At 53.0% G+C, this 6217-nt stretch carries 8 protein-coding genes; all 8 read left to right on the top strand.

The annotated features are described in order from the left end of the window. Positions 1 to 503: phosphate ABC transporter substrate-binding protein PstS (locus VEI96_03455; protein ID HXX57034.1), on the top strand; the 503-nt coding region annotated here is incomplete at its 5' end. A gap of 128 nt (positions 504 to 631) precedes the next feature. Further along, complete coding sequence (pstC, locus tag VEI96_03450) at positions 632 to 1573, top strand: phosphate ABC transporter permease subunit PstC (GenBank protein ID HXX57033.1); 942 nt, start codon at positions 632 to 634, stop codon at positions 1571 to 1573. Next, a complete protein-coding gene (gene pstA / locus VEI96_03445) occupies positions 1570 to 2409 on the top strand; it encodes a phosphate ABC transporter permease PstA (protein HXX57032.1) in 840 nt (279 codons plus the stop codon). Before pstC ends, pstA begins: the two co-directional genes overlap by 4 nt. Further along, the gene (pstB, locus tag VEI96_03440) at positions 2406 to 3170 is read left to right on the top strand and encodes a phosphate ABC transporter ATP-binding protein PstB (protein ID HXX57031.1); all 765 of its coding nucleotides are present in this window, start codon (positions 2406 to 2408) and stop codon (positions 3168 to 3170) included. The genes pstA and pstB overlap by 4 nt, the downstream gene beginning before the upstream one ends. Continuing rightward, positions 3170 to 3835: a phosphate signaling complex protein PhoU gene (gene phoU / locus VEI96_03435; GenBank protein HXX57030.1), complete on the top strand. Its 666-nt coding sequence runs from the start codon at positions 3170 to 3172 to the stop codon at positions 3833 to 3835. The genes pstB and phoU overlap by 1 nt, the downstream gene beginning before the upstream one ends. A 142-nt stretch (positions 3836 to 3977) precedes the next feature. Further along, a complete protein-coding gene (locus VEI96_03430; GenBank protein HXX57029.1) occupies positions 3978 to 4856 on the top strand; it encodes an amidohydrolase family protein in 879 nt (292 codons plus the stop codon). Between the two features lie 50 nt (positions 4857 to 4906). Further along, complete coding sequence (locus tag VEI96_03425) at positions 4907 to 5899, top strand: M56 family metallopeptidase (GenBank protein ID HXX57028.1); 993 nt, start codon at positions 4907 to 4909, stop codon at positions 5897 to 5899. 17 nt (positions 5900 to 5916) lie between these two features. Then, positions 5917 to 6217: hypothetical protein (locus VEI96_03420; GenBank protein ID HXX57027.1), on the top strand; the 301-nt coding region annotated here is incomplete at its 3' end.

Below are 6217 nucleotides of genomic sequence, written 5' to 3'. Positions count from 1 at the left end.
ATCTCAGTGAAACCTGTGCCGATTTCAAGACTAAGGTTGGGGAAGGCAAGTCGGTCCAGTGGCCTGTAGGAATCGGCGGCAAGGGGAACGAGGGAGTAGCAAACTATGTGAAGCAGACCGCCAACTCCATAGGGTACGTGGAGTTTGCCTATGCAAAGCAGAATAAGCTGGTCTACGCGCAGCTCAAGAATAAGGCGGGGAACTTCGTTACACCGAGCTTTGAGGCCTTCGAAGATGCTGCCGAGTCCGGTGATTTCGATGCAAAGAAGGATTTCTATGCCTGGCTGAACAACACCCCGGGCAAGACGTCCTGGCCGATCGCAGGAGCGACCTTCATTCTCCTCGCGAAGGAGAAGAAGGATTCGAACGCGAAGGTAGTCAAATTCTTTGACTGGGCATTCAAGAACGGCGATAGTAAGGCAAAGGAACTCATTTACGTGCCCCTGCCGAAATCCCTGAAAGAGAAGGTCAGGGCATACTGGAAAGCGAACGGCATATTCTGAAAAGCTGCTTCGACTGATTGAAATTTAAAGGGTCAGGTTGTATCCTATACCTGACCCTTTGATAATTTTTTTTTGTTTTTGCCGCACCGGAATAACGATACCCAAAATCCGCAAAAGGAGCGACGTAATTGCCGGTAATTTATAGAAAGAATGCTGTCGACTTCTCTTTTTCATTTCTAACCGCAGTTGCGTCATTCACCATCATTCTTCTCGTGGTCGGGATCTTTGTGGTCTTGCTGCACGAGTCCTCCCTTTCTATGAAGAAATTCGGAATTCTCCGATTCCTCACATCGACGGACTGGAATCCAGTGAGAGAATCGTTCGGTGCGGCGACAACGGTCTTCGGGACGGTCGTGACGACGTTCCTCGCCCTTCTCATCGCGGTGCCGACCGCCATCGGAATCGCTATATTTGTCACCGAGATATCCCCGAATTTCCTGAAGGGTCCTATCGGAGTCGCGATAGAACTCCTTGCTGCAATCCCGAGTATCATCTATGGAATGTGGGGGCTTTTTACCGTAGCGCCTATCATGTCCCATTATATCGAGCCTGCACTCCAGAAGACGCTGGGAAAACTTCCCTTTCTCGGGATCCTGTTTCAGGGCACGCCGATGGGAATAGATATTCTCACCGCGAGCGTTGTCCTGAGCATCATGATTATTCCCTTCACCGCGAGTATCTCGAGGGATGCCTTTAATCTCACCCCCGCCGTTGTGAAGGAATCGGCCTATGCCGTCGGTACCACGAAATGGGAGGTCGTGAGGGATGTCATCCTCCCCTATTCGAAACTCGGAGTCTTCGGAGGTATCGCCCTCTCCCTCGGGAGAGCGCTCGGCGAGACAATGGCCGTCGCCTTCGTCCTCGGGAATAACCACAAGATAACGACCTCTCTCTTTCAGGCCGCTGCGACGATCACCGTCACGCTCGCCAACGAGTTTACCGAGGCCGACACGGACCTGTATCTCTCTTCCCTCTTCTATCTCGCGCTCGTCCTCTTTGCATTGAGTTTTATCGTCCTCGCCGTCGCTAAGTTCTTCCTTCTCAAGGCGGAAAGGGGGTATTCACGATGACCCTGGAGGAGAGGAGGAAACTCGAAAGCGTGATCGCCCTTTTCGTGAGCACCCTTGCCGCCGCCTTCGGACTCTTCTGTCTCATCTTCATCCTCGGCGATGTGCTTTTTCACGGCATAGGGGCGCTGCAGATCGGTCTTTTCCTCAACGACCCTACCCCCGCGGGAGTTGCTGGCGGCGGGTTGAGAAATGCCTTTGTCGGACAGTTCCTGATAACTCTTTTTGCGACCCTGATAGGCGTCCCGATCGGCATTTTGGGAGGGACCTTTCTCGCGGAATACGCGAGAGGAACGGCGATATCACGGATTATCAGCATTCTGGCTGATATCATGGTGAGCGTGCCTTCCATCGTCATTGGGACCTTCGCATACGCGATACTCGTGAGGCCGGTCGGGCACTTCAATGGGTGGGCGGGTGCTGCCGCTCTCGCGATTATCATGATCCCTGTGGTGTTGAGGACGACTGAAGATATGCTTTCGCTCGTTCCCTGGACATTGAGGGAGGCTGCCTTTGCGCTTGGTGCTCCTTATTATAAGGTGATTATCCAGGTCGTCTACCGTGGCGCGGCGACCGGCATTCTTACGGGAATTCTGCTCTCTATAGCGAGGGTGGCAGGGGAGACCGCGCCGCTGCTCTTCACATCGTTCAATAACGCGTATTTCTCCGTCGATATGACGAAACCCGTAGCCTCCCTGACCGCGAGCATATTCCAGTACGCCATGGGGCCCTATGAAGACTGGCATGCACAGGCATGGGCAGCATCTTTTGTCATCACCGTCGTGATCCTCGGCATCACTATCCTCGGCAGACTCATTATCAGATGGAGATACAAATGACGGAAAACGTAGAGCTCGAGACGAGGAATCTGAATTTTTATTATAACGGGAACGTCCATGCCCTCAAGCAGATAAACGTGATCGCCTATAAAAACGCGGTGACCGCGTTAATAGGCCCCTCCGGATGCGGCAAGACAACGCTTCTCCGCTGTTTCAACAGGATGCATGACCTCTATCCCAAGAACCGGTACGAGGGAGAAATAATCTTTCAGGGCAGAGACATCCTCTCAGACGGCGTTGATCTTATCGGCCTCAGGAGCAACATCGGGATGGTATTTCAGAAGCCGACCCCGTTCCCTATGACGATATTTGACAACATAGCCTATGGTCTCAGACTGAGGGGAGTGAAGAGGCGTTCCGACCTTTCGGAAAAGGTCGAAAGGGCACTGAAGAACGCAGCGATCTGGGATGAAGTGAAAGACAAACTGGGCGTCAGCGCCTATGAACTCTCCGGAGGGCAGCAGCAGAGGCTCGTCATCGCGAGGGCCCTGGCCGTTGAGCCGGAGGTGTTGCTCTTTGACGAGCCGACATCGGCACTCGATCCGATATCGACGGGAAAGATCGAGGAACTTCTCATTCAGCTCAAAAAGAAGGTCACGATAATTATCGTTACCCATAATATGCAGCAGGCTGCGAGGATTTCAGACTGGACGGGGTTCTTGATGCTCGGAGAACTCATCGAGTTCGACAAGACGGACAGGATCTTTACCGCGCCGTCTGAAAAGCTCACAGAGGATTATGTGACGGGGAGGTTCGGATAATGATCTTTGAAGACGAATTGAAACGGCTCAAGGAAACGATCCTGAAGATGGGGGGCATGGTGGAGAGTGCGGTCAAAGAGGCTGTTCATGCTCTTGTTGAAAGAGATAACGAGCTCGCCAGGCGCGTCATAGAGAGAGATCATCAGGTGAATACCCTCGACGTCGAGATCGATGAGGAGTCTATCCGCCTCATCGCGTTGATGCAGCCGAAGGCGGGTGATCTCCGGTTCATAACGACGGCGATGAAGATTACCACCGACCTCGAAAGGATGGGAGATATGGCGGTCAATATCGCCGAGAGGGCGCTTGAGCTGAATGAAGAGCCGCTTCTCAAGCCCTACATAGACATTCCGAGGATGAGTCAGATTGCGCAGGGAATGACGAGAGATGCCCTCGATGCCTTTGTGAGAAAAGACAAGAGGCTCGCCATGGACGTGATCATGAGAGACGACGAAGTGGATACCCTGAAGCATGACGTCTTGCAGGAACTCGCCTTTTTCATGGTCCAGGACCCGACGACCGTTACGAGGGCGATGAAGATAAGCTTTATCGCTCAATACCTGGAGCGCATCGCCGACCATGCAACGAATATCTCCGAAATGGTTATCTACCTTGTTGAGGGCAAGATAATTCGGCACATGGAATTGCCTTCCGAAAATAAGTAACCGGAGATCGTCAGAGAACGGATTCGATCATCCGAGATCATTTCCGGCCCAAGAGATTCCCTTTCCCTTCCCGCCAGGGCTAACGTTGCGGGCGTGAATGACCCTGTGAATAATAATCCTTCAGTGCTACAATAGGGCTGCTATGAAACTTCAGGGTTTTGTCGATCTCCATACTCACGGATTCGGCAGATACGACACGCGCACTACCGACCCGGAGGCTATACTGAAAATGGCCGAGCTTCATGCAAAGGCAGGCGCCTCAGCGGTCCTTCCGACAATCTATTCAGGCTCAATGAGCGACATGAGGGAGCAGATTGAGGCTGTCAGAAGGGCCATGGAAATGCAGAAGGCGACAGCCCCTCATGAGCACGCAGCGAGTATACTCGGTGTCCACCTTGAAGGCCCTTTTCTCAACCCCCTCCGGAGCGGTGCGCTGCGGGAAGACTCATTTATAAGGCCGTCCCTCAATTCGCTGAAGAAGTTGCTGGACGGGCATGAGGAGGTCGTCAGGATAATGACGATCGCGCCTGAAATCCCCGGGGCGTTGCGGGTCATCGAAGCATCTGTTGCCCGGGGAATCAGGGTGAATATGGGCCATTCCGAGGCAACGCTCAGAGAGGCTTTGGAGGGCAAGAGCGCAGGTGCAACAGGGGTCACCCACATCTTCAATGCGATGAGGCCCTTCCATCACCGGGAACCGGGTCTTGCCGGCTTCGGGATGCTCGACAGGGACACCTATAGTGAAGTGATTGCGGACGGCGTGCATCTTCATCGTGAGACGTTGAAACTCATCTTCTCGGTAAAGAGATGGGACAGGATCGTCCTTGTATCCGATTCCGTCAAGGGGGCGAAGATCGCGGGGAAACCTCTCCACGGAGCGGAGGGAGTCCTTATCGGCGGAGGCGGGGGCATCGCAGATGCGGTTCACGTGCTCGAAGAAGAGGGGATACCCCTTGAGGCGATACGAGAGGCAGGGATAGTCAACCCCCGGAGAATGCTCGGGATGGAGGTTGTTTCATGATGGGCTTCACCGGATGACACGGTATCTTTTCAAAAGGTCAGACAATGCCCATGGATATTGCGAACTTTCTTAATACCTATCCAGGCATGTATCTGGCTCAGTCGGTCTTCCATTCCTTCATCGCTGCCGTCGTCGTGGACCGGGCCTTTGTGATATGGAGGATTAAAGACCCCTTGGTGAAACAGAGGTTTCGTCTCATCGTGGTCTTGGTTCCTGTTTTCTCTTTCCCCCTTTATCAGGTATTGAACCCAGACAGGGGTTCCCTCTCTTTCCGCGCGGAGGCGATTTTTAATATCAACGGATGGCTGACCCCGACATTGTGGGGGACGATTTCGGCGGGGTTTCTCTTCTTCGGCCTTTTGCTTATTACAACCGCGATATTTCTCTTTCAGGAGCTTATCCCTGTGGTGAGGCATACATTCGAATCGAAAGGACCAGACCCGGACATGGAGGAGGCCGGCGAGCATTCCGTCGTCGGTCAGGCGCTGCGCGGACTGTCCGGAGAAAGGCCCGGCGTCTATGTTATCGATGATGAGGAGTTCATCCTGTTTTCGACCACCGGCAAAAACGCCGCGATCTTTCTCTCGACGGAACTCGTCAGCGCGCTCACGGTTGACGAGATGCAGGCGGCGATCGCCCACGAACTCGCGCATATTATGAGGAACAAGCGGCCTTTTCTCGTTGTTGTTTTTTTTCTCCGAATACTCATGTTCTTCAATCCCGTGGTCCTTCTCGAATTCAGGAGGATCGTGCAGGAAGAAGAAAAAATCTGCGACGATATGGCGGTCGCTCTAACGCAGAACCCCCACGCACTTTCGGAAACCCTGAAGAAGCTCTATTATAAAGGTAAAGCTCTGCAACTCGTGCAGTTTCAAGATATTACCCGCCTGAGGGAATCACTCGAGGAATTCAGCCATAATATTCATATAGAGAGCAGGATTCTGAGGCTCGAAGAGGGTCCGGGGGAGCGTGAGGGGAAGGCCTGGCTGCAATTGACACTTACCCTGGTTGTGATAATCACGATAAACTACTTTATTGTTTGACAAAGAAGGAGGGCGACGTGCGCAGGAAATTTCTCGGTTTTCTTTCTTTTGGGGTAATGGTTGCGCTCCTCATCGTATCGCTGAAGGTCATGAATTGGCTGCCCACAGCGCTTCAGGCAGATTCCATGCGAAGATACGGGAGCATTGAAGAAGTGAGGAAGAAACTGAACTTCAAGGGCATCTATCTCCCGACCTATTTCCCTCCAAACCTCATCTGGCCCCCGTCCGACGTCTTCGCGCAGGCCAGACCCTTCCCGGCAGTAGTCACGGAGTTTCAGAATACGGAAAAACGGGATGTCGCCCTCATGATATCGCAGG

It is taken from the genome of Thermodesulfovibrionales bacterium, assembly GCA_035622735.1.
Lineage (GTDB): Bacteria > Nitrospirota > Thermodesulfovibrionia > Thermodesulfovibrionales > UBA9159 > DASPUT01.
The sequence above is the reverse complement of the archived record's forward strand: the minus strand, read 5'-3'. Positions and strand labels throughout refer to the sequence as shown.

Coding starts and splice junctions, on each gene's coding strand:
- pstA (HXX57032.1), top strand. CDS start 1,570: ATGACCCTGGAGGAGAGGAGGAAACTCGAAAGCGTGATCGCCCTTTTC.
- pstB (HXX57031.1), top strand. CDS start 2,406: ATGACGGAAAACGTAGAGCTCGAGACGAGGAATCTGAATTTTTATTAT.
- phoU (HXX57030.1), top strand. CDS start 3,170: ATGATCTTTGAAGACGAATTGAAACGGCTCAAGGAAACGATCCTGAAG.
- VEI96_03430 (HXX57029.1), top strand. CDS start 3,978: ATGAAACTTCAGGGTTTTGTCGATCTCCATACTCACGGATTCGGCAGA.
- VEI96_03425 (HXX57028.1), top strand. CDS start 4,907: ATGGATATTGCGAACTTTCTTAATACCTATCCAGGCATGTATCTGGCT.